Origin of the sequence: Endozoicomonas sp. SESOKO1 (assembly GCF_024606265.1) — a bacterium.
Taxonomy (GTDB): Bacteria; Pseudomonadota; Gammaproteobacteria; order Pseudomonadales; family Endozoicomonadaceae; genus Endozoicomonas.
Genome location: NZ_JAHHPP010000048.1, coordinates 1 through 26751, shown reverse-complemented (window position 1 = coordinate 26751; position 26751 = coordinate 1). Strand labels below are relative to the sequence as shown.

Here is a 26751-nt window from a genome sequence, read left to right as displayed (position 1 = left end):
TAAAACAGATTCATTTATTATCAATTTCCTTGGACTATCGGTGATTAAAAAAGTTCATACCTTATCCAGAGGATTATGATGCCGCTGGAGAGGCTGTTGCGGCACGGCACTGGATGACCTCTTTGAAGCCTGACTGCCAGCAGTTCACCATCCCGTCGGCTGATATTGACAAGCTGTTGGGGTGGCAAAGGGTGTCACATTTGGCGGATTCTCTCTCTTCAGGCACTCTGGATGATATTAAAGATTTAGCTGATAAACGCAGCTATCAAAAGTTGCAGAAAGCTCTGAAGACTGATTCGTATTTTGTTAGAAGTGATTACGCCTCCCTAAAGCGCGGTAAGCACAAGAATAAGGTATACAACAGCTTGGCCGAAGTATTCGAGTCTATGGTGACCAGTGAGCGCTCCCATTCGCCCCTGGGGCCGACTCCGGAAGGTCGGAAAGAGGCGCTATCTCTCTACCTGGTTCCCTGGCGCACCATTAACCCGGACCTGGAGCTCAGGGTGTTTGTTGACCAAAAAAAGATTACCGCCATCTCCCAACAGGATGTGTATCGTAAAAACGAATATCTCGACGAGCAGAAAACTCCTGGAATTGTCCAAATAATAGACAATCATTTTCGGGACAATATTAGAGACCAGATTTCAACGCTTGACTCATATGTGATGGATATGGCGCTGACCGGCGATAGTGCCTCCACGGTTTATTTTATTGAAATCAATGCCTTTGGTAAGGACTACGGCTCTGCATCAGCCGCCTTTAATTGGGTAGACGATGCTGAAAAACTCCATGCCAACAACACTGGCACGATATATTTTCGTTATGTTGTATAGAGCAGTTAGGCTTGTCTGGAATAGTTACGCTAAAAATCTGATAACGGAACTATATTCTTTCGACATGATCAAAGCATCAAATCTATATTCAGAATTCAGAAAATTTTCCAGAGATAAAATAATGAACAGAGTCATTGGCCGCTTATTATTCTGTGCTTTAATCCTATCTATTACCTCTACGGAAACCTTTGCAGCCAGGGGGTTCTCGCGGAATGAACCCTCACAGCCTGAATATTTTCCCGGGCACTATTACGAAAAAGATACAAGAGCTGACGCTGAAACACTTCTTCCTCCGGTCGTTAATATCACGCCTGAGAATACTGACGAGTTGAACATCAACCTTGCCAACAAAACCGAAATCGAGAAACAGTATATCCAGGCATTTTATTTGAGAGGTGAGCGTGATGGTGACATCCTGCTCAAAACCATTGATGATCTTCGTCGCAGCCTGAGAGATCTAAGTGTCGTTGTCTCGGGTCTCCATAAAGTTTCTGATGAAAGCATTCTTCAACCAATGCCTGTGAAGGATTTTCTTGACAGTGTCAGGACGTTCAGACAGGAATCGAACGTATTTCTTGAAGACGTGAACAGTCTGGAACATTTTCCAACCCTCAGGCCAGACATTATTGCAGACCCGGCTGACCAGGTTGATATGCTTCCGCTGATACACCAGTATCAGTCATCGTTGCGAAAGCTGGATACCCAGGTCAGCGAGCTTCATTTCAACATCATCCTGCCCAATGGCATACTCCACCAGCAGCTCGGAATCAGTAGCGACCAGCTCAAGTCGATGTCACTTTTTACCGCAGAACAGATCGCGGATATGAAACGCAATGTCCTGCAACTACGGGCTATGCGAACCCAGGACAAGCGAGTCATCGATGAGGGCATCAACCGTTTTACCAAAGATGCCATCGAAACATTCATAGACACCTTTGGCACCTCAGAAAGATACAGAACCATTTCCGACCAGGAAGGCAATAAAAGAGCCAAAGAGATGCTAATGGATGCATTCTGGGCAAGGTCATACATCAGGGCCACCTACGGCATTCAAATAGGCTGTATCCCGGTTGAATATGACAAGCGTATTTTCAATCTGGATTATTATCTGAGCGATATGACCGTTGGCGCTGCGCCCATTTATGACCAGAACAAACTCATGCGCTATGGCAACCTGGCCCGGGAAGCAATGGTAACCATTGAAAATTCCGCCAGCAGGAAGTGGGCATCTGTCAGCTCATGGATCACCTGGGTTGCCGGTAAATCCAATGAAATGGATACCAAATATTTCATCATTGCCCTGATCAAAAAAGATATTGATGAAGAACTGGCCATCAGTCGGTCCGGTGGCCTGAGAAAAGTCCGTGACGGGTATCGCCAGCATTACCTCAGTTCTGATATGGGAAGAGCTCTCTATCAGGCAAAGGCAAGCCAGGTTTTCAATTCATCAGAAGATGACGATGATATTGAACGCGATGTCATGATGGTTGAGGCAGGTACGCTCAAAGGAGCTGTTGCCATGTGCATCAACGCCCTGGAAAATCAGGAAAACCGTCTCGATGAAGCCAGAAAGCTGCAGAGCGTGGTTGATATGCTGACCAGGGATAACGTGATTTCCGAGCGTAGAAAAAGACGGCAGCTCTTTTAAAAATATCAATACAGGACAATGAGTTTCTGCAAGGGGATACTGTTTTTCACAAAAAAATGTTCACAATAAATGCTCTCAATAAATGTTCTCAATAAACTCATTAAAAGCTTTCGCAGGTTGATGTAATGGCTATCAAAAAGAAAATTGTGCATGCGGCTTTGCTACTCATGCTTTTGCCATTAAAGTCATTCTCTTCTGCCTGGCCTTTTGTTGCCAACTATTGTCTGCAAACGTCTGCTCCCCGGGAGATGGTCAGCCGGTCATGTCCGGGACACATTATACCCTCCCATCAAACCCGCAACTTCCGCGTTGAAGAGTTAAGATGTTCGGCCAACCACCAAACCCATGTTCGCTTACCGGAATCCTTTGACGAAGAAGCATGGCAGGACCTGAAAAACATCAGCCGCCACGAGGCGGCCGACAGTTTGCGACAACAGCCACCACCAGCCTGGACAGGCGTTATCAATTACCGCACTTACCTTCACTGGGATTGGCAGGACTGCCGCCTGGTCACCGATGAACAGCACTGTGGTTCCTACTATGTATGTGATGAGATATACCTGCCCACCCCGGACGGTGACATGAAACCAGTCAAACATTGCCATTGGGAGCCAAAAACCTGTTACGCCGATATCACCATTCATGAAAGCCGGTACTGCGAAGATGGCGGGGGAAAACTGGCCTTTGACGTTGCGTTCCTGAAAAAAGATAAAGCCCGCTGGAACCCTGACCTCCCCGGCTTTATTGACCGACTTGCCAACGGCTATGATCTGTTGCCGGGTGAAGAGGAAGTAATCACCGTCAGCAATCTGAAAAACCACGGGAGGACGTCACAGTCCGCCAGGTTAGCGCCAACCCTGTTTATTGAAGACCCCAAAAATGAATACATCTTCAACCAGCATATTCACAACCAGCAGCCTGACAGCCTTTCCTGTCGCTTCAGGGGAGAAGACGAAGTCAGCTTTACCGTAACTACACGAAATAGAATTGCCTCACGCTCTCCCAACGCCTTTTCACTCCCCAAAACCTTTGATAACGAGGATATTGATCCACTGGTATGGCAATCCGCCCCTGGTCTTGATGGCTCAAGGAAAGAAAAAGGATATCCATTGATCATGAGGGCCCAGGACTTCTCTGCCGCTGCACTCAACGAGGTATCAGAAGACGTTACTGAAAAGCTGAAAAATATCATCGTCAGAATCCAGCTCTACGAACCATCCCTGTTTGGCGACAGACTGAAGTCCACTATCTATATCGATGAAGCAAAAGGTATTCAACAAACACTGAACGCCATCTCCAGCGACCAGAAAATTCGGCGGTCCACGCTTTGGGAGTTCAAGCTGAAAAATGGTGATAATCCTGACAAAAACATTTACCGAAGTTATGTACCCACGCTGTTCTATTACCCCGGAAAAATATTCCTGTCCAACGAGGCCCTCAGTTATGACGACCAGCTGGCTCCGAACACAATATACACACTGAAGTTAACGGTTTATCAGAAAAACCTGCCTTTCTACCACCAGTCCTGTGAATCCGATCCCGATGCCCCGGATTGCCAGTGGTATACCTTATGGGGACTCTTCAGTTCAAACCGGTATGAAGATAATTATTTTTCCGGGAAAAGCCTTGATGTCAGGTTCAGGTCAAACCCCAATGTAGACCAGCGAACCTGGCTATCCAGCTTCTGGCATTTCGTCGGCTATGCTCAACTTGCGGTGCCTGCAGGGGTAATTGCTGCGTCCGTGTTTTACCTGCTCTAAGCCGCAGATCATGATTACATGGGTTCTGCACGAGCCTTTTGATTAAAAAGACACCCTGATAAAAAAAGACACCCTGATAAAAAAAGACACCCTTACATACCATGATCAGACTTCTCCAACCCAGTGTATCTGTCTTGATACTCTCTTCTTATTCTACAGCAGCTTCTGCATTCTATTACTGCATCCAACGAAGTGCACCCGTCGAAATACACAGCAAAGAATGCCCGGGGGTAGTCATTCCCGAATACAAAACCCGTAACTTTACGGGAGAGTTTCTTCGGTGCTCTGAAGCAAGCCATGAATACGCTCGACAACAGACACCATATGATGAAGAAGCATGGCAGGATCTAAAGAACATAGACCGGGCCAAAGCCGCCGCGTTTTTGAGAACGCTCCCTGAACCGGCGTGGTCAGAAACCATCAGCTACCCAATCAACCTGCACTGGTGTTGGCAGGACTGTGAGCTGGTTACCTCTGAACAACATTGTGGAGCCATTTTTTTCTGTGATGACAGAAACTGCACCACTATAGCACTGACCTGTTTTGCAGACATTACCTACTGCGGGAAAGAGAATTGCGGGCAGGGACAACTGGACTTCAATGTTAAATATATCCGCAAAGACGACAGATGGTGGCACCCCGGCCACAAAAATTATGTTGATATCCTGGCTAACGGTTATGACCTGCTGCCTGGCGAGAAAGAAACCATTACCGTCAGCAACCTGAAAACAAGCTGGTGGAGCGGCAACCAGTCGGAAAAACTCAGTCCAACACTGTCAATTGAAGACCCAAGGAATGAATACAGCTCCGGCATGACGATCAACGGCAAGCAGGCCGACAGTCTGGCCTGCCGGTTAAATGGCTATGATAATGTCAGCTTTTCTATCTATACCTATAAAAGAATTACTTCTGCCTCACCCAATGCTTTCTCACTGCCAACCGCTTTTGATAATACTGAAATAGAGCCGCTGATCTGGCAATCAACCACCGGGAATAATGGCCAAAGGGTTGCCAAAGGATACCCCCTTATCCTGAGGGCACAAGACTACTCAGCGGCAACCATGAGCGAGATGTCAGAGGATTTATCAACCAGGCTGAAGAGCATTATTGTCCGGGTGCAACTTTATGAATCCTCTATATTCGGTGAAAAGTTAAAATCCACTATTTATATTGATGAGGCCAGAGCCATTCAACAGACACTGAATGCCATTTCGAGCGACCAGAAAATTCGCCGGTCAACCCTGTGGGAATTCAAACTGAAAAATGGTGCTCATCCTGATAAAAATATTTACAGAAATTTCATTCCTGCACTGTTTTATTATCCGGGCAAGGTATTCCTGGCTGATGAAGAGCTCAGCTATGATGACCATCTGGCTCCCGACACAGAATACACTTTAAAATTAACGGTGTATCAGAAAAACTTTCCTTTCTACCTCCAGTCCTGTGACTCAGATCCCGATGCCTGGGATTGCAAATGGTACACCCTCTGGGGGCTTTTCAATATGAACCGGTACGAAAGGAACTATTTTTCTAAAAGAAGCCTGGATGTCCAGTTCAGAACCAATCCAAACGTGGATAACAGAACCTGGCTATCCACATTCTGGCACACCTTGGGTTGGGCACAGGCTATTGCTCCCATTGGTACGGCAGTAATCATCCTTAAATATCTCGGCTTCTGGTTCTAAAGCCAGTAAACAGGCAAACCACCTTGCCGAATCAATATTCCCATCAACATTCCAGTAGCAGCAGGGAAATATAATATTGTTCATACATCACTTGGTGATTCTGGTAAGATTATCATTTCACTTTCGCATCTTTTAAACGGCCTGACCTGACAATGAATGTAACCATCAAAACCCCGGAAGAAATTGAAAAGATGCGCATCGCTGGCCGTCTGGCCGCTGAAGTGCTGGAAATGATCGAACCCCATGTGCAGCCCGGCGTCTCAACCGGCGAACTGGACAGCATTTGCCATGATTATATTGTCAATATTCAAAAGGCAATCCCTGCCCCGCTGAATTATGGCGCAGCCCCCGGACGTCCCGGCTTTCCCAAATCCACTTGCATTTCCATCAATCAGGTTGTCTGTCACGGCATTCCCAGTGACAAGAAATTCCTGAAAAGTGGTGACGTTGTTAATATCGATATCACGGTGATCAAAGATGGTTATCACGGTGATACCAGCAAAATGTTCCTGGTTGGTGACGTTCAACCGTTTAACCAGAGGCTGGTTCAGGTGACACAGGAGTGTCTCTATCTGGGTATTGAACAAGTTAAACCGGGTAACCGTCTGAGTGATATTGGTCGTGTCATTGCCGGGCATGCTCACGCTAATCATTACTCGGTGGTTGAAGAGTACTGCGGCCATGGCATTGGCAGTGTTTTCCATGAAGACCCGCAGGTCATCCACTATGAAGGCTATAACGACAGAAATGACTGCATCCTGAAAGAGGGCATGACATTTACTATTGAGCCAATGATCAATGCTGGCAAGAAAGGCACCAAGCTACTGGGTGATGGTTGGACAGCGGTAACCAGAGACCGGCGCCCGTCTGCACAGTGGGAGCACACCATTGCGGTAACCGCTTCAGGTTATGAAGTGCTAACCAAGCGAACAGAAGAAAGCTTTTAAATGAGTAATCTGTTCCAGAAAATCCCAACCTCTGTTCAGGACCGTCTTTTCAACAAGAGCCAGTTCCGGGCGGACTTAACGATTTCCAAAACACCAATACCGGCCTATAAGAAATGCCTGAAGGAAGCCACCACCAAAATGGATCAATGGTTTCTGGATGGCATGGATATAGAACAGCTGGTATTTGCCAGGGCGTGGTTGATCGATCAGGTTCTGCGCCTGGCATGGGAACACCTGAACTGGAGCGACAGCTGCCCGATTGCCCTTCTGGCGGTTGGTGGTTATGGCCGGGGGGAGCTGCACCCCGGATCAGACATTGACATTCTGATACTGCTGGAAAACGACCATTACCATGAGCACCAGGATGCGATTGAACGTTTCCTGACCCTGCTCTGGGATATCGGATTAAAAGTCGGATCCAGTGTCCGCTCCCTTGATGAGTGTGCCAGTCAGGCCGCCAATGATCTGACCATCATCACCAACCTGATGGAGTCCAGGGTTATATCCGGCCCGGCATTCCTGCACGAATACCTGATGGACATGATTGACACGGAACATATGTGGCCCAGTCAACGGTATCTTCAGGCAAAATTCGAAGAACAACGAAAACGACACCGTAAATATAATGATACCGAATATGATCTGGAGCCCAATATCAAGGGTTCACCGGGCGGCCTCCGGGATCTGCACATGTTGGGATGGGTGGCCCGACGGCACTATGGAACCCATGATCCCGCAGAGCTTTTGGAGCTTGGCTTCCTGAGCCATGTTGAGTATCAGCAACTGCAGAGGTGCCGGGCGTTTCTCTGGAAAATTCGCTGGGCACTTCACTCCCTGACAGGACGGGGAGAAGATCGCCTGCTGTTTGACCACCAGCGAACGCTGGCCAGCCAGTTTGGTTATCATGACCACACGGGGGCCTTGGCGGTTGAGCAGTTCATGCAGAGCTACTTTCGTACGGTCATGATTGTCAGCCAGCTGAAAGACCTGCTGCTGCAGCATTTTGACGACGACATCCTCAGCGCCGGCATCATTCATGAAATTCATGGGATCAATGAACGTTTCCAGGTATGCAATCACTATATTGAAACCGTCCACGATAAAGTGTTTGCCGAACACCCGCCCGCTATTCTGGAGATGTTTGTGTTGCTCACCCGGGATCAGACAATCCAGGGACCAACCGCTGAAACCATACGGCTGCTGAGAGATTACCGGCACCTGGTAGACGGCACCTTTCGCAAAGACCCAAGATGCACGCGGCTCTTTCTGGAGCTGATGCGAGCACCCTATGCATTAACAGCGACGTTAAGAAGGCTTGCCCGCTACGGCATACTGGGTCGCTACCTTCCGGAGTTTGGTCGAATCGTAGGACAGATGCAGTATGATCTTTTCCATACACTCACGGTCGATGCCCATACCCTGTTATTGATAAAATACCTGCGCAGCTTTTCCTATGAAAAGAGCCAGCAGCAGTTTCCCATCGCTTCAAGAATCATCCACAGAATTCCCAAACCGGAATTACTCTATCTGGCAGGCCTTTACCACGATATCGGCAAAGGTCGTGGCGGCGACCACTCACAGCTCGGTGCCGTGGATGCCAGGCAATTCTGTCGTGTTCATGGCCTGAATAAAGAAGATACAGCACTGATTGTCTGGCTGGTGCAGGAGCACCTGACCATGTCAGTCACCGCCCAGAAAAAAGACCTGTCCGATCCAAAAGTGATTCAGGACTTTGCCCGGCGTGTCGGTACCCGGGCACGACTGAAGTACCTGTACCTCCTTACAGTAGCGGATATTAACGCAACCAACCCCGGACTCTGGAATGGCTGGCGAGCCTCTCTGTTGCAACAGCTGTTTGCGCAAACTCATCAGCTGTTGAAACGGGGCGTCGATAATCTGCCCGAGATGAATGAGCAGATCGCCAACACCAAGCAGCGGGCAATGGCCCTGTTAACCGGGAAAGGTTTACAAGAGGAAGACATATCCTATCTCTGGGACCAGTTTAATGATGAGTATTTTCTTCGACACCAGAGCGATGAAATCAGCTGGCAGACCGTGGGTATTCTTCAGCATGACTCGGAAAAACCACTGATCCTGATTCCGGAAATTGCTGATGGCTATGAGCACCAGGGTTCGAGAGTATTTGTCTATACCCATGACCAGTCCAACCTGTTTGCCGCCACGGTAGCCGCATTCCATCAGCTGGGACTGGCCATTCAGGATGCCCGTATCATTACCTCCAGAAGTAACTACAGCCTTGATACCTACACCGTTCTTGAAGGCGATGGCTCAGCCATCGGTCCCAATGCCGAACGGATACTGGACATCAGGACTCACCTGCAGAAAACCCTTTCTGCACCGGATAAGTTCCCGGACCTCATTCGCCGTCGAACGCCACGACAACTGCGCTATTTTAACCGGGAGCCAGTGGTGCTGATCAGCAACCAGATTGAGCCCCGGCAAACGGTGCTTGATATTACCGCAACAGACCGGCCCGGACTGCTGGCCCTGATCGGCAAAACCTTCGCCAGCCTGGGCCTGCAGGTGCATGGCGCAAAAATTGCCACCTTTGGAGAAAAGGTCGAAGACAGTTTTATCATTGCAGACAGTAATGGTGAAGCCATTCAGGACGCTGCGAGTTGTAACGAAATATGCAGCGCATTAATCCGTGTACTGCGTGAAGCTTCCAGCCATGATGCCATTACACCTTGAAAATTATGAAATATCCGGGTTAGCACCTGGCATATTCCTGCTACCCTAATATAAGTCAATTATCGTACAATTCCTCCCCCCTTTTTGTTCGTAAACCGTTCAATCTCCTGAAATCTGAAAATGACAATATCTTCCGTTGTTTTTTGATATATTCAGGGTCTGGTCGTTCAGATAGTTTGGTGGCTGGCACTATGAATTCAAGTCAGCCAATTTATTTCGTTATCAATAAGGCAGTAACTATGATCTTTGCCTATAGTGCCCAGGAAAACCAATTTTCCATTGACCGGGTTACGCCAGATTTCCCTCCGGCCAAGGGTACTATATGGCTGGAAGCCACTGAGCCGGACAGTGATGAACACCACTGGTTAACCACACACTTCCCAGGCTGCCTTCCCGAGGAAGAAGATCTGGGTGAAATTGAAATCTCCTCCCGCTACTTTGAAACCGAAAGCGGCATTCATATTCGCTCCCTGTTTCCCCACCGGTCTGGCCACGAGCTGAGAAATATTAACGTCGCTTTCAACCTCAGACCCGATATACTGATTACCCTTCAGGATGAGCCTACCGGGTTGTTCAGGCTTATGCGCAAACACCTGAAAACCCAGCACGTCAAGGCAACAACGCCCCTGGATGTGATCATTGCCCTTTTTGATGCCAAGGTTGAATACCTTGCTGACACCCTGGAAGAAGTTTACGAGGATCTGGAAGCAGTCAGCCAGAATGCACTTTCAGAACAGTATAAAGATGTTGATGAACAGCTGCGCACCATCACCCTTCAGGAGGACCTGAATGGCAAAGTCAGATTGAATCTGCTGGATACCCAGCGCTCACTTCGTTATCTGATGCGCGCCTGCAATCATATGCTCAATGATGAACAGAGAGACAGTATCAGGGATATGCTTCGGGATATTGAATCCCTGACGCCACACACTGGCTTCCTGTTCGAGAAAATCAACTTTCTGATGGAGTCCACCATGGGCTACATCAACCTTGAACAGAACAACATTATCAAGATTTTCTCCGTGGCAGCCGTGATGTTCCTCCCACCAACACTGATTGCCAGTATTTATGGGATGAATTTCAAAACCATGCCCGAACTCTCGGTTGAGTATGGCTACCCACTGGCCCTGGGGCTGATGCTGTTGAGCGCTTTAGCCACCTTCCTGTTCTTTAAACGTAAAGGCTGGTTATAAGAAACAGAAGAACTGCGGTTATACTCCTTTACCTCAAGCCAGGATTTACTGATAGTGCTTTTTCGGGCTCGGCGATTGCCCTGCTACCACTTTTACAGATAGCGACCATACTGTTAGCAGGCAACAGGTTGGTATAATCTGTCATCAGAAAGGCTATTTGAATAGGGCCGATCCCGGCAAAAACTTCAATAATCGGGGATCCTGGAAGCTGAAAATATGAAGCAAAAACTGAGTTTACAGAATATTGTCGGTATGGGGTTTATGGTATTCGCCATGTTTCTCGGGGCAGGAAACCTGATTTTCCCACCCATGGTGGGACAACTGGCAGGGCAGGATATGTGGTATGCCGCTGTGGGCTTCCTGCTTACCGGCGTAGGCCTGCCGCTACTGGGCATTGTTGCCATCGCCAGAGTCGGTGGCGGATTCAACGAAATCAGTGGCGAAATGCCCAGACCGCTGATCATCGCCCTTGGCTCCTGCATTTATCTGATCATTGGTCCCTTGTATGCCGTACCAAGGACAGCCCTGGTCTCTTTTGAAGTGGGAATCACACCCTTTCTGGCTGAACCCGGCAAACTCAGCCAGCTGCTATTCAGCCTGATCTTTTTCGCCATCTCCTGGTATCTGTCTATTCGCCCCGGAAAACTGCTGGAGTCGGTAGGAGAGCTGATTACACCAGCGTTAATTGCCCTGCTGGTCATTCTGGGCCTATCGCCAATTTTTTCCCCCCTCGGCGTCCCCGGACAGGCCATGGGGACTTATACCGAAGCGCCGGTTATCAAAGGTTTTCTTGAGGGTTATATGACCATGGATGCCCTCGCTGCGCTGATGTTCGGCATAGTCATCATCACCAATCTTAAATCCCATGGTATTGAAGATAAGTCCAGCCTGTTTCATTACAGTTTCATTACCGGCATCATCGCCGCCGTCGGACTTGCCCTGGTTTACCTCTCTTTATTCTACCTGGGAGCCACCAGCCGTGAGGTAGTCCCCGATCCGGACAACGGCGGGCAAATCCTGACCATTTATGCCGAGACACTGTTCGGAACCACCGGGATAGCGCTGCTTGCGGCTGTGGTGACCCTGGCCTGCCTGACCACGGCCATTGGCTGCATCACCGCCGCCAGTGAATACTTTGATGAAATGTTTAAAAGGGTCAGCTATCGAACCATCGTCACCATCATCAGCATTATCTGTATCTTTTTCGCCAATATGGAGTTAAACGAGATTATTGACCTTTTTATTCCGGTACTGCTGATTCTCTATCCAATCTCCATAACCCTGATTTTCCTCGGGCTGATTCGTGACTGGCTACCCAGACCCGTCCTGACTTACCGGGCAACACTGGCGGTCATTTTTACCTTCAGTATCATTGATGTTCTGCGCATCAAAGACTATGCCGTGCTACAGCCTGTTTTGCAGCCTTTGCGCGTGATCCCGGGCTATGAAGTGCATATGGTCTGGTTCCTTCCGTCACTTGTCGTATTATTCATGACCATTTTGCTGGGCTTGTTTTTCAGGCCTGCATCGAACTGTCAAACGCCATAAAAGAAACCTCCCTGATATGTGTACAGCTTTGCTACCGACATGATATTAGCTGGCACATATCAGGATTTAGTCATGATTAACAATTGGCAAGCGAAGACAGATCAAGTAAGCTTCTGTGTCTTTTAGTTGCCGATACTTCAGCCACTATCACCAGATTCCTTTACAAGGACTCTAAAGTTTTGTTGATGACAGGCAACAGCCATGGTTGCACGCAGTAGATGCGTGAACCTTAATAACCCCCAAAAACGTAGTGCTTGTCACATGTTCCGCAACTTGGCCCTGCCCGCTTTATTAGTTTTAACCATGATCTTGACCGGCTGCCAGACAGTTTTTTATAAAGAGCGTCCTGCCAAGGACGACTCAAGTATTATCCACCCCGCTCCAGCACCTGAGGAGTCGGAACATCCCGTGGTGCCATCAATGCCGGAGGCAGAATCAACGCCTCCTGCTGAGACCCATGCGATTACCATTCATGAGCAGACAATCCAGACACCTGCTCACCAGGATGGTCGACTCGTCCTTGGCATCAACGAAACTGCCACTTTGCCAAACCTGAACCTCAAAATAGAGGCAAAGCTGGATACCGGAGCAGAAACCAGTTCCGTGGATGGCAGAAATATCCAGTTCTTTGAGCGTGATGGCAAAAAATGGGTCAAGTTTGACTTGCACCGTACTTCCAAAGGTACTCAGCCCATGGAGCTGCCGGTCAAAGGGGTAACCCGGATAAAACGTCCCGGGCTCTCATCTGTTGAGCGCCCGGTGGTCATGATGACCATCACCATTGGTGACATTACCCAGTCTGTGCCGGTTTCCCTGACTGATCGCAGCAGCTATGAGTCACCGCTGTTGATCGGGCGTACCTTTATGCAGGATCTAGCCGTTATCGACGTCAATCAGCAGCATATTGCCACTAAAATGGTGATCAGTTCCAATAACCGCAAAGCTCAGGTTCCCGTTACCCAGAAGTCATACACCAGGGCCATCATCAAACCTGTCAGCATTAAAGGACTGGCCACCGTAGGAGCTATTGAACACATGGCCCTGCCTGATTCAAATACCGTCCTCAAAGCCCGGATTGATACCGGTGCCCTGACCTCTTCCCTTGATGCCCGGGATATCGAACTTTTTGAAAAAGATGGTAAAGACTGGGTTCGCTTCCAACTGGCAAATTCAGCGGGCGATCTTATACCCATGCAGGAACCGGTAACCCGGTTCGTTCGGATCAAACGTCATGGAGAAGAGTCTGAACGACGCCCTGTTATCACCTTGAACGCCAGAATTGGTGACATCCTTGTACCGACACAATTCACTTTGCGAGGCAGGGAAAACTATGAATTCCCGGCCTTGATTGGTGCACGCTTCCTTGAGAAGCGCGCCCTGGTGGATGTATCCAGAGAATATATTTCTGATACCAGACAGCCTTGAGCGGGATAAAGCTCTCATTGGCATGCAGCCTTGAGCCGGGTTCAGTTGAGATACGTTTCCTAAATATCAACTGAACCCGAGATAGACAGTAAAAAGCGAGGGAAAGAATGAAAGGTCGTTTTCAGCTTGGCCTTATGGTTGCTGTATTGATTGTCGCCGGCCTGGGATTAACCCTGTACAAACACTTTGCACTGGGTTTTCCTTTGTTGGGCAAGGATATCTCTACTGTCTGGAGCATTGAAGCCTGGGTGAGCTTCAAAGCCCGGGGGGAAGCGGCTCAGGCAAGCCTGACCCTTCCGGACCAGCAGTCCGATGTCAGAATTCTCGATGAATCCTTTGCCTCACCGGGCTATGGAATTAACCAGACCAATGATGGCGGCCAGCGTCGTGCTGTCTGGAGTACCCGCAAAGCGGATGGTCGCCAGGATCTGTTTTATAAGGTTAAGCTCCGTCTGGAGCCCGGCATCAGCCCGAGCGTTAATGACCAGCCCGAACCATTCATTGCTCCTGTACTTCCCGAACCTTATCAAACCGCTGCAACCAGCCTGTTAAACCAGGTGACTGACCGTTCAGCAGACCCGGTAAGCTTTGCAGGCACCATGATTAGCCAGTTTAACGCCAAAGAACCCGACCAGAACGCCAATATGCTACTCGGCATGGTAGAAGAAGGTGTCACGCTTCCGGACTTACTGGTCAATTTGCTTCATATGGGTAACATCCCTGCTCGCATTGTCCGGGGCCTTCACCTGGAAGATGGCCGTCGCCGGCAACCCATTGTGGACATGATAGAGGTGTATGATGGCACGCAATGGCAACTCTTTGATCCCAAAACCGGTAAAGCCGGCAATCCGGAAGCCTTCTTCCTCTGGCAACGTGGGGCCAAATCACTGCTGGATGTTATGGGCGGCGTTAACTCTGACGTCAAGTTCTCTATTATTTCCCAGAATGTCCCCACCAGAGAGCTGGCACTCACCCAGGCAACCCAGGATGGTGCAGCATTAATTGACTTTTCCATCTACTCCCTGCCATTGGAAGTCCAGAATGCCTTTAAGATTATTCTGTTGATACCGATTGGCGTGCTGACGGTTCTGTTTATGCGAATTGTCGTCGGTCTGCGCACATCCGGCACATTTATGCCGGTGCTGATTGCCATGGCTTTCCTGCAAACTCAATTAATACCCGGGTTGGTGATTTTCATCTCCCTGGTGTCCATTGGTTTATGGATACGATCTTTCCTCAGCCAGCAGAACATGCTGCTGGTCGCACGACTGGGGGCTGTCATCATAGTGGTGATACTGATCATGGCCGCCATGAGTATCCTGAGCTGGAAGCTGGGTATCACCCAGGCACTGACGGTTACTTTCTTCCCGATGATCATTCTGGCATGGACCATTGAAAGAATGTCCATCCTCTGGGAAGAGGAAGGCCCCAAGGATGTATTTAAAGAAGGCGGCGGCAGTCTTCTGGTGGCAACCATGAGTTATCTGTTGATGTCCAACCCCATTGTTGAACAGCTAACCTTCAACTTTCCTGAACTGATGCTGACCTTATTGGGCATTGTTCTGCTGCTTGGCCAGTACACTGGCTATCGGCTGCTTGAACTCAAGCGGTTTTACCCACTGGTTCATTCGGTTAATTCGGTTAATTCGGTTAATTCTGATAAGTAGAGGTCAGCTTCCATGGGATGGTTAAGCAGCTTTGTGCAAAACACGCTGACAAAAAACTCAATAGCAACACCTTCCCGGCTCAAGGAGTCCGGGATACTGAGCATGAACAGCCGCAACCTGAATTATATCTCCCGATATAACCCCAGGCGTCTCCTGCCACTGGTGGATGACAAACTGACCACCAAACGCATGGCCGAAAAGGCCGGTGTTGATGTGCCAAAACTGATTGGTGTCATTGAATACCAGTCCGATATTCGCAAGCTGAAGAGTATTCTTGAGCCACTGGAGCAGTTTGTCATCAAACCGGCCAAAGGTAGCGGTGGTAAAGGCATTCTGGTGATTACTGGCCGTGACGGTGACCGGTATGTCAAGGCCAGTGGTGAAAGCTTATCCTTTAACGCCATTAGCCGTGATGTTTCCAATATTCTGGGCGGTCTCTACAGTCTGGGCGGAAAGTCCGACGTTGCCGTTATCGAAAGCCTGATCGTCGCTGACCCCATTTTTAAGGACTACAGCTTTGAAGGGGTACCGGATATCCGGGTCATTGTTTTCCGGGGCTTCCCGGTAATGGCCATGATGCGCCTGGCCACCCGGAAATCCGATGGCAAGGCAAACCTGCATCAGGGTGCGGTGGGCGTTGGTCTGGACATTGCCACCGGTAACAGCCTCAGAAGTGTGCAGCATGATTTGCCGGTCAACACTCATCCAGATACAGGCCACAATTTCTCAACGCTCAAAGTACCTCACTGGCATAAAATATTATGCCTGTCTGCTGCCTGCCATGAGATGACCAGCCTGGGTTATCTGGGGGTCGATCTGGTGCTGGATAAAAACCTTGGGCCACTGATCCTGGAACTCAATGCAAGACCGGGGCTGGCGATTCAGATTGCCAATGGCCAGGGGATCAAACCCAGACTTGAAATGATCGAATCGCTTCGCAAGCACGACCTGCCGATTGAAGAACGGGTTGCTTTTTCACAGCAGCATTTTGGTGTATCCATCATGCAAACACCGCAGAAAGCATAAAAAATTCTGCAGACCATGGACGGTCATTTTGTGACAATCATATCAAGCCATGAAAAGCATCGGGTGTGGCCAATACAAACGCTTCACAGAACTCCCACGACTGTGTCAGAATGTTTTGAGTGCCCTGCTTCTCCGGGAAGGAGAAAGCTAACTATCCCCAGAAAATAGACAACAGGTAGTCGATTTGGAGCTTGATACCTCGTCAGGGAAGATGAAATTGTTGTTTTCGATACAGCATCTACCCAGAAAAAATGATCAGCGCCGGGTCATCCATCAACCTGCCAACGGTATTCGCCTGATCCTTTTGGTGTTATTGCTGTCACTTTCCTGCTCATTAGTTGCCAATCCTGTTTATCTCAGTGGTGACGACCCTATCACCGACCTGCAACTCCGGCCGGTTACGCCGCCACCCGTCTTTTTTAAAAGCTCAGCCCCCAATAAAGATAGCCACCTGAACTGGTATCGCCTGGATATTGAACTGTCACCCTACTCTCCCCATGACTGGCTGATGGTGTTCCGCCAGGTTCCCCATAAGAAGCTGGATGTTTTTATCCCGGTCAACAACGGATATCACCTGAAAAAAATGGGCATTGATGGTTCACTGTCCGGCATGGCTCCCAATACAATAATGCTGAAACTCAAGCCCGGGGAGACCAAAACCTGGTATATACGTCACGATCCAGTAGCACTCAATTCACTCAATCCTGAATTATGGCCATCGCTGAACTACTACGAAGCGCTGAGTGAACAACAAACCGCCATCAGCTCGATTCAGACGCTACTGATCGTTGCCTTGATTTTCATCTTTACCCTGACCCTCAGGAATAGAACACCTGCCTTGTATCTGCTCATCAGCCATCTGCTGGCTGCCAACATGATGATTCTGATGTGGGAAGGCGACATTTTTCGTGTTGTCTCATGGCCGGGGGATCCGGGCCACTGGCTCAGCCTGATGACGGCAACGGTACTGGTTACCGGTATTATCAGCTATCGAACCCTGACACTGCTGCCGATCTACACCCCGAAAACTGACCGATTGATTCTTGCACTGAACACCGTTGGAATGGCTCTCGCGGTTTATGCGGTCACTCTGGCAAGCACTGCATCAGGGGCAACGCTTAAACTGGCCGCCTATACTCTGCTGGCAAGCTTTGCCCTGGTTGCCCTGGCAACCGCCTACTGCCTCTATAACGGCATTCGTCCCGCAAAAATGGCCTTTCCTTCAGCCCTGACCATGGTCATTTTACTCTCATGGTCATGGTATACCGGCGCTTGGCCAGGAAATCTGCCAAGCTACCCTGAGTTAATGCTCCTTTCTTTTCATGCCGTCCTGCTGCCACTGTGTTACTGGTATGGCCATCAACAGAACCTGCACCACGCCATGTCAATTAACGCCATCGCCCCGTCCAGCGGAAAACGGCGCATATTTGAGACAGCACTCCGGGAGCACCTGCAAAACCCGGACTCACCACTCTCAGACAATGATCTGATCCAGAAAGTACTGGCAACCTTCGAAGAGGTATTACCTGGCGTTCCTGCAATGATGCTTTGCCACCAGCAGGATGAATGGCACTTTTCCCTCGGGGAATCGACGGACTACTCCAAAACTGCCAACAATTTAGCCCGCCAGCTGCCAGACATCGAAGACGACTTGCTCAGTGTCATCGCTGCAGGCATCGAAACAAAAATCAATTTTAAAGACCGGTATGGCGCAATTTACTGGGTATTCCCTCTGAACATGGAACACGGGAATAAAATTCTCATGGTACTTTCTCCCTCCAGACATCACCGCAATGCCGCTACCTGGCAAACCGCCAGCGATATCAGCAACCATGCGCGCACCCTCTTTCAGGCAAATCGACAGTCGCTTTTCTGGCAGCAGCAGGCCAACCTTGACCCACTGACCGGATTGCTGAACCGTCGGGCCTTCTGCAGGGAAGCAGATAATATCATCCAGGCTTTCCTTGACCAGGCGGTTCTGGACACCACCACCCGATCCTGCTGCGCCCTCTTTATGGACATGGATGACTTCAAACAACTTAACGACCAGCAGGGACACCATGCCGGAGACCAGATACTTAAAACCACGGCGCTGGTATGCCGCCAGTCGCTAAGGCACCATGACTTATTAGGGCGTTACGGCGGTGAAGAGTTTGTCGCATTATTGCCCAATACAGAGCCATGGCAGGCATTCCTGGTTGCTGAACGAATGAGAAACGCCATTGTCAGTGAACATGCAAAAAACCATAGATGGGTTAACTGTCAGCCCATAACCGTCAGCATTGGCATTTCTGCCCTGTCCAAGGATATGAACTCCCTGGACAAAATGCTTGAGGAAGCGGATTCGGCAATGTACCAGGCAAAGCAGAAAGGTAAAAACCGGACTTCAATCAGCACAAGCCTGACTGATGTTCGTTTGCCGGCTACATAAGCACCCCAAAGAACTTCCAGCCACTATCGTAGATTTACATATAGGGATTTGGAGTTGAGGCTGATTAGAATAGCTGTCAAAAGAGACTCCCCCGCTTCAGGTTAACGCCAACATGTCCAATGCAACCGGCCTTCATAACAACGCTGCCGATAAAAAAGAGCCACAGAAAAAGAAGCTGGAAAATGTTGACCTGAAACTGGAAGGACGCGACCTTCGCTGGCTTGAGAAAATAGCCAGAGCCCCGCAACAGGAGCCCTGGAGCGTCACCATTCTGCAATACGCCTGGACTGCCGGCCCCGTCACCCTGATGGCTGCCTATTTTGGTTACTATTTTGCCTACGGGGTCATAATGCCTCTTGAGCGGGCCTTTTATTTCCTGGGCTACTCCGTTATCGCCGTTGCTCTGGGCATCGGTTATCGACTGTTTCACAACATGACCCACGGTCGGCAACAGGCGAGAGACCGGATAAATCTCCTCAGCCTGATCGACCAGATTCCTGAGCTGATCTACCAGGTCCGGGATCTTGGTCAGGTGAATATGCCCGAAGAGCAGCGTCGTATTCATTCTGCCGGTATTCTCCTGCGTAAGCTTGATCTCGGACCTGAGTGGGTTTCAACCGCCGTTGAAGACCTGACCGGTAACCAGCAACTGGCCAAACAGGCAGAGCGCATTGAAATATTCCGCCGCGCCGGTCTTTTCAGCCGTATGCGGGACATTATCGAAGAAGCCAGGGAAGAAACCGAAAAAGCCTGGCTCTCTCTCAACGAGAACCACCCACGAACCGCCGAAGCGCTGAAAAAGCGCCTTAATGGCATGGTTTCCCGCCCCCACGATGGACAGAAACGGGAGCCTCTCTTTATTGAGCGGATCCTTTCCGCCATAGAGGAAGGCAATGAAAACCTGATGACCCTCCACGACGTGGAGGAGATACTGACCCTCTGTTTCGAGCTGATCTGCGGCCGGGAAATTGCCTACCTGAAAATTGAGTACACCGGCCACTGGGACCTTGCCAGGGCCCTGGATAAGCTGGAGGAAGAACGCAATGACCTGCGCATCAGCCGTGCCAGGGTATACTCACGTTTAAAGGCATTAACCACTTACTTGAACAATATCGGGATTCCTTCAGAAATTGGCAGTGGTAACGGGCTAAGCACCCACAAGCTGCTGGCCATCGCAACAAAATCCCTGGACAGTCTCAGCCTCCAGGTTCACGAAGCGCGTCAGCTGACCCTTTCCAGCCCCCAGAAAAAAGGGGCAAAAAAACACCTGTTAACACTGACAGCGAAGAGCCAGCAGCTGGAAAAAGCGCTCCAGATCTACAATGAAAGCCACAGGGCTTACCTGAAACAAGGGCGGGACAGCCTGCAATTAAAGCGTGCCCTGCAGAACTGGCAGAAACTCTCCAGTAAATATCAGCATCAGAATAATGAAAACCTGAAACGCAGTCTGACCATATCGGAACAGACCATTTTCCTTGATGAAGAGGATAAGGCAGAAGTCACTCAACGTATTCGGCAATACCTCAATGAGTCACCGGACTTACCCAAAGCCATGCCTGAAACGCTGCCGAGAGACGAAAACAACCAGCAAAGCCCGGTACAGGTAGACGACGACAAAAACCTGACTGAAGCCGTGGCCCGTGATCTTGCCATTGAGATCGCGACCATTCTTGACCCCTACATCCATCTTCACGATCCACAAATCCAAAGGGCCATCGAAACTGCCAATGCCATCAGCCTGGCCAATATTGAACCGGGGATGAGTGCCCGAACCAAAGCCGCCTGGGGAGAAGCGATGGCCAGCGCTGTAGACAAGAACCTCGCGGCCAGTGCTGAAAAACTGGCACAAAACCTGATCCGTTATTACCGGGTGCCGCTGAGTGACCAGACCATCAACTTTCTGGTGAAAACCTATAATGCCAGCCTGGAAAGGCTGCAGTTTATTGCCCGTTACGAGACACCACTGAGTGCTTCCTATTCTCTTGATAATGTCTCAGCCATGGAAGTTCCACAGCCAAAAGATAACTGGCACATTAACCTTTACAACGCCAAAAAAACCATTACCCGTTTGAGCCTGAAAGGCATGGCATAAGCAGTGATCCAAAGCTTACAGTGGTTCGTACTGCCATCCACAGAGCAACAAGCCAAACAGCATGCGGTATACCGAAATATACCTATTTTTCTACATGAGGTACTATCGTTTTCTGTTCACTTATTGCTCAGAACCGTTATCAATAGCTCGCTGATTTCACCGAAAGCCCTTTTTCATTCCAGGCCATGGGAACCGGAACACTCTCTGATTCCCGCTATCCTGACGGGAGCCGCTGGCTGAAGCCACAATTACGTTCTATGATGCAGGTAGCCGGGCGTATCTCCAATTTTATCTATGGAGGAGTCGTATGATTCTGGAAGAAGTCATAGATCTCTCGCGCTTTCAATTTGCCATTACAGCGCTCTACCATTTCCTGTTTGTGCCACTGACCCTTGGCATGACCTTTATCCTTGCCATTATGGAATCCGTCTATGTCATGACGGGCAAGCAGATCTATAAGGACATGACCCGGTTCTGGGGAAAACTCTTTGGTATCAACTTTGCCGTGGGTGTCGCCACCGGCCTGACCATGGAGTTCCAGTTTGGTACCAACTGGTCCTACTACTCCCACTACGTTGGCGATATTTTCGGCGCACCACTGGCCATTGAAGCCCTGATGGCCTTCTTCCTGGAATCCACCTTCGTGGGTATGTTCTTCTTCGGTTGGGACCGGCTGAGTAAAGTGCAGCATCTGGCCTGTACCTGGTTGATGGCCATCGGCACCAACCTGTCGGCGCTCTGGATTCTGATTGCCAACGCCTGGATGCAGAACCCGGTGGGTGCCGAGTTCAACTTTGAAACCATGCGCATGGAGATGACCAGCTTTGCCGACCTGGTATTCAACCCGGTGGCCCAGGTTAAATTTATCCATACGGTAGCGGCGGGTTATACCACTGGCGCTATTTTCGTCCTGTCCATTTCTGCCTACTACCTGCTGAATAATCGTGATATCGGCTTTGCCCGCCGCTCATTTGCCGTGGCTTCCGGATTTGGTCTGGCCGCCATTCTGTCGGTTATTCTTCTGGGCGACGAATCCGGCTATGAGCTGGGTGATGTTCAGGAAGTAAAACTGGCCGCCATTGAAGCAGAATGGGAAACCCACCCGGCACCGGCCAGCTTTACCGTCATCGGGATTCCTGACCAGGAGAATATGGAAACCGATTACGCCATCAAGATTCCATACCTGATGGGTATTATTGCCACCCGCTCTCTGGATGAAGAAGTGACGGGTATCAAAGACCTGATTGAAAACAAGATCGTCCGCATCAAGAGCGGTATGGTCGCCTATGACCTGCTGCAGAAACTGAAAAACGGTGAAGATACCCCTGATAACCGCGCCGCCTTCCTGGAAGTGGTGGACGACCTCGGCTATGGCCTGTTGCTGACCCGTTATACCGATAACATCCCTGCAGCCAACGATGCAATGATCCGTCAGGCGGCAGAAGATGCCATTCCAACGGTTTGGCCACTGTTCTTTTCTTTCCGCATCATGGTTGGCTGCGGCGTCCTGATGCTTCTGCTGCTGGTGACGGCCTTTGTGAAAACCGCCCGTCGTAATGAATACAAGAGCCGCTTCTTCCTGAAACTCTGCCTCTGGTCCCTGCCCCTTCCCTGGATTGCCAGTGAAATGGGCTGGTTTGTGGCGGAATACGGTCGTCAGCCCTGGTCGATCTCCGGTATCCTGCCCACCTACCTGTCGGCGTCCACCCGGACGGTAACTGACCTGTACCTGAGCATCGCCGGTTTCACCCTGTTCTACGGTATCTTTGCCATCGTTGAAGTCTGGCTGCTGGTGAAATATTCCAAACTTGGCCCAAGCAGCCTGCATACCGGTCGTTACCACTTCGAACAACAGCAGGCTTTAGCCGATGATGCTTCAGTTTCTGACAGTCCCCTCCAGGGCAAGGCATAAGGAGCGATGACCATGGATTATGAAATTCTCCGATTTATCTGGTGGGTACTGATCGGCGTCCTGTTTATCGGTTTTGCCATTATGGATGGCTACGATCTGGGCACAGCCAACCTCCTGCCATTCATGAGCAAAAACGACACTGAACGTCGAATCATGATTAATGCAGTTGCCCCCCACTGGGATGGCAACCAGGTCTGGCTGATCACCGCCGGTGGTGCGCTGTTTGCCGCCTGGCCGACCGTCTATGCGACCGCCTTCTCCGGCTTCTACTGGGCCATGGTTCTGGTACTTTTTGCCCTGTTGATTCGCCCCATGGCCTTTGACTACCGCTCAAAACTGCCTGACCCACGCTGGCGTAACGCCTGGGACTGGGGACTGTTTGTCAGCGGTATCGTCCCATCCCTGGTGTTTGGCGTTGGCTTTGGCAACATCTTTGTCGGCTTTGGCTTTGAGCTGGACGGCTTTATGCGCTCCAGCTTCTCTGGCTCATTCTTTGATCTGCTCAACCCATTCTCGTTATTGTGCGGCGTTGTCAGTGCATCCATGCTGACCATGCAGGGCGCAGTCTGGCAGAAAATGCGTTCTGGCGACCCCATCCGTCACCGTGCGGCTACTGTCGCCCGCTACTCTGCCCTGCTGACCATGGTGGCCTTTGCCATGGGTGGTTTCTGGGTTGCTCACATCAACGGTTACCAGGTCACCAGCATTCTGGACACCAATGCACCCTCCAACCCACTGGAAAAAACCGTCATGCTTGCCCAGGGCGCCTGGCTGAATAACTACAGCCAATACCCGATCATGATGATTGCCCCGGTACTCGGCTTCCTGGGCACCCTTGGCGTCATAATCTTCTCCGGCACCCGACAGGATGGGCTTAACTTCACCTGCTCATCACTGGCCCAGGCCGGCATCATCATGACCGCCGGTTTCAGCCTGTTCCCGTTTGTACTGACTTCCAGTACCGACCCATCCTTCAGCCTGACACTCTGGGACGCAACCTCAAGCTTTATGACGCTGGCCATCATGACCGGCGTAGCCGTTGTGTTTGTTCCCATCATTCTTGGCTACACCATCTGGTGTTTCTACAAGCTCTGGGGCCGCATGACCGCTGAGCGCATTGAACAAGAAAGTCATTCACTTTACTGAGAGGGAACTGAACAATGTGGTATTTTGCCTGGATCCTTGGTGTACTTCTGGCTTGTGCTTTCGGGATTATTAATGTGATGTGGTACGAATTTCATTCGGACAATTTTGATAATGAAATCAATGAGTTAGATTGATAAAAAAATTTTAGGTTACAATTTGATTGTAACCTGAGCCTCAAAAACGGTACCAAACCGTACCTTTGCTGCATTTTGTGGTGAATGTTATTCGGGAAAATGGTGCCGTTTTTTTGTATCTTTTTGGTACATCCTTTTTTATTAAGCCCACCCACAATGCAACATTCCGGGAAAAGGGATTGCAAGAAGCGTGAAGTTTACGATCTGCTTTTCCAGCTGGCCAAGTGCAAGACTGGAAAGAACACTCAGTCGGCACTTGTTCCCGCTCAGGTAGTTTCTGATCTGCTGAATGGGTAAATCGGCGGATTCCATAATCGTGAAGTATATTGAGCTAATAATCTCAAGATAGTCGATCTCGCTGGCTAATTTTTGATTTTTGGAGTGAACAGTAAGCCCCAACTTTTACTCCCCTGAAGCACTGCTTCAAACAATTACACCGATCCATTGCGCTAAATCAATCAACACTCACTTTTTTCACAATATGATTACAAGTATTAGCACCTATATAAGGGATACATTTACAGATGCATTAGCCAAAAACTGTTATTAATTCTCCACCAAAGCTATCTGGCCCTATGCTCCCCAACAACAATAAAAGGCGTTGGTACAAGCCACAGGCGGTAGCGTATTTGCGACCAGCGAATCGAGGCTCGCATATAATCCCGATTCACAAGGGAAAGCTTGAGGTGTCGACACATTAATTCTGTGATTCGGAAATCTGTACATCCAGATGCTCCTATCTTGGCATGCTACGGAGTAATCCAAGGTTTAAAGCGCAAGGAGAAAGGCGACCATGAGCACTCAATACCTGTCTAACGCCCACGCAGGGTGCGGAGTTTCATGACTTTTCCACGCTTGCCCGGTGAAAGGCGGATAGGCTCGCGCCCGAGTCAGGGATTTTCACGGCAAAAATCACAAAAACATCACAACTGAGGCGAATATGGAATTTTTGATATTAGTTGGAGGTGCGATAATTTTGTACTGCGCCATCAAAGCATCGGCAACGCCCTCAAAACAACGGGCTCAGAAGAATCATAGACTAAGTTATAAAAATGAAGTCAGTGTAAACATGGCTACAGACAATAGGGTTGTGGCGAACAGTAATCATGATGATGATCTAGCTACTTTCAGTATTTCATATGGCTATAACGAGGAAAAAAGCAAAAACAAAACACCAGGAAAATGGATCAAATCCAGTGAATCTATCATCATTAATGGTCAAAAAATCACTGGTGGCAATTTTTATTTTGGAGGAAAGCTCAATTCATTAGATGAATATGGAACAGAAGCCTCATTAGTTGATGACTCACTAAAAATTGAAAACAAAGCATCCACATTTGATGATGAAAGTTTAGGCTATTGGCCTAAATTTATATCACTCACTCCTAAAGGGCGTGGAGCTTTCCTTAGTTGGCTATCTGGCAATAGAAGTGATCCAGACACCCCCTTGGGTTATGTGTTTATTTATTTCTACGGCATTGAAAGGCGTATTACCGTTGATTCACTTAAGCAGGAAGTAGATGACACAGAATTTAAAGTATTGTTTGAAGAAGTACTCCGATTAAAAGGCATTTACGGCAGTAGTCGATCCTTTTCAAGTTATGCAACACGACTATTGGAAATCATGTGTATACTGCGTCCTCACGCAGTATCATATTCAGAACTGGAAAAAACACCTCAAAGGGATTCACTATTATTTAAACATCGACTTGCCATCACGGTAAATGATGAAAAGCCCATTCCTGCCGAACTAGCATTGGCTTGGATTCGGTTTTATCCAGATTATAATTTAAAGAAACCAGCACAGCGTTGTAGCTATGAATTCAGCCAGATGTTTACACGCCTCTATAGTAAAAAATATGGTGACGGCATTGTTGTCAAAGCCAATAAAACACGGTTAAAAATTGGGTATCATCCCGCCAGCTCCTCTCTACGTGGAATATCCTTGCCTCAACAAGATCTTCCCGATCCAAGTAACTTAAAAGGTCCTGTAAATAAGCTCATTGCCATTGCAGATGAGTGTACTGCAGAACTAGATGCTTATAGCAGGTATCTTGCCAAACCGGATACTTCACCGACAGATATTAAAGCCATATTGTTCTTGCCTGACGAAATAAGTGATTTAGGAGCCACGCTAGGATTAGGTAAATTTAAGAAATGGGCAGATGATGCTATTTCAACAAAAAAAGGTCTGGTCGATGTTGAGGAATTCTGGACATTTACCAAATCACCTTTACCTTCCAAAATCAATAAAAAGGAATCTGAATTAATTCAGAATCTTGCTCAAAAATTGGGTTATGGCATAGCTCCTGATACTCGTTATCATCATGCTAAGACTAGTGCAGATGGAAAGCTGGTTCTATTTCCTGAAGGGCATGGCAAATACTTTGAGCCATCTAAGGCTTATAGTGAAATGGGCGTGGTACTCCGTCTAGGGGCAATGGTTGCCTCAGTTGATTCGCATACTGATCAGGCGGAATCAAATTTATTAACTCAGCTCATTGACCACAACACCAATTTATCACCTATCGAAAAACTGATATGGCAAGGATTTTCCGGACACTTTTTTACGCTGCCTTGGCAAGTTGTTGT

General features: G+C 49.0%; 17 protein-coding genes. All 17 read left to right on the top strand.

Annotation, left to right across the window (positions count from 1 at the left end):
- The first annotated feature begins 122 nt into the window (after window positions 1–122).
- Complete coding sequence (locus KDK13_RS03045; protein ID WP_257283378.1) at window positions 123–833, top strand: cell division cycle 123 family protein; 711 nt, start codon at window positions 123–125, stop codon at window positions 831–833.
- 121 nt (window positions 834–954) lie between these two features.
- The gene (locus tag KDK13_RS03040; RefSeq protein ID WP_257283377.1) at window positions 955–2481 is read left to right on the top strand and encodes a hypothetical protein; all 1527 of its coding nucleotides are present in this window, start codon (window positions 955–957) and stop codon (window positions 2479–2481) included.
- Window positions 2482–2606: 125 nt separating this feature from the next.
- Window positions 2607–4241 (top strand): hypothetical protein, encoded by a 1635-nt coding sequence (locus KDK13_RS03035; RefSeq protein WP_257283376.1) that lies wholly within the window; start codon window positions 2607–2609, stop codon window positions 4239–4241.
- 101 nt (window positions 4242–4342) lie between these two features.
- Window positions 4343–5926 carry a hypothetical protein gene (locus tag KDK13_RS03030; RefSeq protein WP_257283375.1) on the top strand — a complete coding sequence of 528 codons (1584 nt, stop codon included), beginning with the start codon at window positions 4343–4345 and terminating at the stop codon, window positions 5924–5926.
- A 152-nt stretch (window positions 5927–6078) separates the two neighbouring features.
- Window positions 6079–6873 (top strand): type I methionyl aminopeptidase, encoded by a 795-nt coding sequence (gene map / locus KDK13_RS03025; RefSeq protein WP_257283374.1) that lies wholly within the window; start codon window positions 6079–6081, stop codon window positions 6871–6873.
- Window positions 6874–9585 (top strand): [protein-PII] uridylyltransferase, encoded by a 2712-nt coding sequence (gene glnD, locus KDK13_RS03020; protein ID WP_257283373.1) that lies wholly within the window; start codon window positions 6874–6876, stop codon window positions 9583–9585.
- 239 nt (window positions 9586–9824) lie between these two features.
- Entirely contained in the window at window positions 9825–10778 is a 954-nt protein-coding gene (gene corA, locus KDK13_RS03015; protein WP_257283372.1) for a magnesium/cobalt transporter CorA, read from the top strand.
- A gap of 216 nt (window positions 10779–10994) precedes the next feature.
- A complete protein-coding gene (brnQ, locus tag KDK13_RS03010) occupies window positions 10995–12326 on the top strand; it encodes a branched-chain amino acid transport system II carrier protein (RefSeq protein WP_257283371.1) in 1332 nt (443 codons plus the stop codon).
- Window positions 12327–12587: 261 nt separating this feature from the next.
- The gene (locus tag KDK13_RS03005; RefSeq protein ID WP_257283370.1) at window positions 12588–13751 is read left to right on the top strand and encodes a RimK/LysX family protein; all 1164 of its coding nucleotides are present in this window, start codon (window positions 12588–12590) and stop codon (window positions 13749–13751) included.
- A 107-nt stretch (window positions 13752–13858) separates the two neighbouring features.
- Complete coding sequence (locus tag KDK13_RS03000) at window positions 13859–15418, top strand: inactive transglutaminase family protein (RefSeq protein ID WP_257283369.1); 1560 nt, start codon at window positions 13859–13861, stop codon at window positions 15416–15418.
- A gap of 12 nt (window positions 15419–15430) precedes the next feature.
- Window positions 15431–16444: an alpha-L-glutamate ligase-like protein gene (locus KDK13_RS02995; protein WP_257283368.1), complete on the top strand. Its 1014-nt coding sequence runs from the start codon at window positions 15431–15433 to the stop codon at window positions 16442–16444.
- Between the two features lie 220 nt (window positions 16445–16664).
- Window positions 16665–18875 (top strand): diguanylate cyclase, encoded by a 2211-nt coding sequence (locus KDK13_RS02990; RefSeq protein WP_257283367.1) that lies wholly within the window; start codon window positions 16665–16667, stop codon window positions 18873–18875.
- Window positions 18876–18987: 112 nt separating this feature from the next.
- The gene (locus KDK13_RS02985; RefSeq protein WP_257283366.1) at window positions 18988–20967 is read left to right on the top strand and encodes a hypothetical protein; all 1980 of its coding nucleotides are present in this window, start codon (window positions 18988–18990) and stop codon (window positions 20965–20967) included.
- A gap of 307 nt (window positions 20968–21274) precedes the next feature.
- Complete coding sequence (locus KDK13_RS02980; protein WP_257283364.1) at window positions 21275–22879, top strand: cytochrome ubiquinol oxidase subunit I; 1605 nt, start codon at window positions 21275–21277, stop codon at window positions 22877–22879.
- A 12-nt stretch (window positions 22880–22891) separates the two neighbouring features.
- Window positions 22892–24025: a cytochrome d ubiquinol oxidase subunit II gene (gene cydB, locus KDK13_RS02975; RefSeq protein WP_257283363.1), complete on the top strand. Its 1134-nt coding sequence runs from the start codon at window positions 22892–22894 to the stop codon at window positions 24023–24025.
- A 14-nt stretch (window positions 24026–24039) separates the two neighbouring features.
- Window positions 24040–24159, top strand: coding sequence for a cytochrome bd-I oxidase subunit CydX (gene cydX / locus KDK13_RS02970; RefSeq protein WP_163373267.1), 120 nt, complete (start codon window positions 24040–24042; stop codon window positions 24157–24159).
- A 940-nt stretch (window positions 24160–25099) separates the two neighbouring features.
- A partial coding sequence (locus tag KDK13_RS02965; protein ID WP_257283362.1) for a TerB N-terminal domain-containing protein occupies window positions 25100–26751 on the top strand: 1652 nt, incomplete at its 3' end.

Bases quoted from the DNA above. Each gene is read 5' to 3' on its own strand.
- KDK13_RS03040 (WP_257283377.1), top strand. From the start codon at position 955: ATGAACAGAGTCATTGGCCGCTTATTATTCTGTGCTTTAATCCTATCT.
- KDK13_RS03035 (WP_257283376.1), top strand. From the start codon at position 2,607: ATGGCTATCAAAAAGAAAATTGTGCATGCGGCTTTGCTACTCATGCTT.
- KDK13_RS03030 (WP_257283375.1), top strand. From the start codon at position 4,343: ATGATCAGACTTCTCCAACCCAGTGTATCTGTCTTGATACTCTCTTCT.
- map (WP_257283374.1), top strand. From the start codon at position 6,079: ATGAATGTAACCATCAAAACCCCGGAAGAAATTGAAAAGATGCGCATC.
- glnD (WP_257283373.1), top strand. From the start codon at position 6,874: ATGAGTAATCTGTTCCAGAAAATCCCAACCTCTGTTCAGGACCGTCTT.
- corA (WP_257283372.1), top strand. From the start codon at position 9,825: ATGATCTTTGCCTATAGTGCCCAGGAAAACCAATTTTCCATTGACCGG.
- brnQ (WP_257283371.1), top strand. From the start codon at position 10,995: ATGAAGCAAAAACTGAGTTTACAGAATATTGTCGGTATGGGGTTTATG.
- KDK13_RS03005 (WP_257283370.1), top strand. From the start codon at position 12,588: ATGTTCCGCAACTTGGCCCTGCCCGCTTTATTAGTTTTAACCATGATC.
- KDK13_RS03000 (WP_257283369.1), top strand. From the start codon at position 13,859: ATGAAAGGTCGTTTTCAGCTTGGCCTTATGGTTGCTGTATTGATTGTC.
- KDK13_RS02995 (WP_257283368.1), top strand. From the start codon at position 15,431: ATGGGATGGTTAAGCAGCTTTGTGCAAAACACGCTGACAAAAAACTCA.
- KDK13_RS02985 (WP_257283366.1), top strand. From the start codon at position 18,988: ATGTCCAATGCAACCGGCCTTCATAACAACGCTGCCGATAAAAAAGAG.
- KDK13_RS02980 (WP_257283364.1), top strand. From the start codon at position 21,275: ATGATTCTGGAAGAAGTCATAGATCTCTCGCGCTTTCAATTTGCCATT.
- cydB (WP_257283363.1), top strand. From the start codon at position 22,892: ATGGATTATGAAATTCTCCGATTTATCTGGTGGGTACTGATCGGCGTC.
- cydX (WP_163373267.1), top strand. From the start codon at position 24,040: ATGTGGTATTTTGCCTGGATCCTTGGTGTACTTCTGGCTTGTGCTTTC.